This is a genomic window from Azonexus sp., assembly GCF_036170495.1.
Taxonomy (GTDB): Bacteria; Pseudomonadota; Gammaproteobacteria; order Burkholderiales; family Rhodocyclaceae; genus Azonexus.
This window is the reverse complement of record NZ_JAVHPH010000141.1, coordinates 1-1,031: the sequence shown is the minus strand read 5'-3', so window position 1 is coordinate 1,031 and position 1,031 is coordinate 1. Positions and strand designations below refer to the sequence as shown.

Here is a 1,031-nt window from a genome sequence, read left to right as displayed (position 1 = left end):
TAAGACTTGGGAACGAGAATGCGCGCCTGCTTGTTGAGGCCGACCACGGCCATCAACTCGGCAACCAGATGATTGGGCGAGCGGATGATAATGTCGCGCCCCGCCGCCTTGTAAGGCGCCAGACGATTGACCAGTTGCCCGGCTGAAACGAAATCGAGCCGACGGACGCCGGAAAAGTCGAGAACCGGCTGTTCAGCCGCCTCGATGACGACAGCCAACTCGTCAAAGCGGCAGCCCTTGAGCTCACCCGACAAATAATGCGCGTCGTCGCCCGGGCGAGCCGTGGCAGCTAACTGCGCAGCAGGCGCGGCGGCGGCCGGGCGTGGCTCCCACGACGGCGGAGACAGTTCGAAGGTCACCGCGTAATCGACAGCGCGCTCTTCAAACGCATCCTGCGTGCCGTGCCGCTGCAACAATTCCAGCAACAGGCGCCAGGACGGCTCGTGAGCCGTATCACCCGCCACCAGACGGCTGTTCAAACGGTCGACAAAGACCTCCGTACCGCTCAGCACAACCGACAGCCGGGTTTTTCTGGCCCGGCTGAACAAATCGGCCAGTTGCCCGGCCACCTCGTCATCGCAACCGATCAGCTTGGTGCAATCAACGGTAACCTGAGCCTTTTGTTCGACCAATTTGGCCAACTCGGTGACCGGCAAGGTACCTTCCACGGTCAACACGCCCTGCAGGAATATTTTGCGCGGGCCGACTGCGCCATTTGCCTGGTGGGCTGCCGGCGATTGCTGCGACCAGGTGGGTGGCGACATTTCGCAGGCTTCGGCGTAATCGGCACCGAGCTTTTCAAAAGCCGCCCGGTCGCCGGTCGCCTGCAGCAGATCGAACAGCAGGAGCCAGAAGCGCCGTCCTTCCCGGCCGTGGTAGGAGCGGACAAAGGTTTCGAGCAGCGAACGGGCGGCGCCGTCCTGACCGTTGGCGTAGAGCACGACAACCTGTTCGACGCAGGCTTGCAACGGGTCGTCGTCGTGATTGACGTCGATCCCCATGACGCTCGATTCGGTGAAATCGTCGCTGTC

1 protein-coding gene is annotated in these 1,031 nt (G+C 62.4%); it reads right to left on the bottom strand.

Features of this window, described 5'->3' with window-relative positions; genetic code table 11:
• Positions 1–1,031: STAS domain-containing protein (locus ADADOO_RS04480; RefSeq protein ID WP_511275365.1), on the bottom strand; the 1,031-nt coding region annotated here is incomplete at both ends.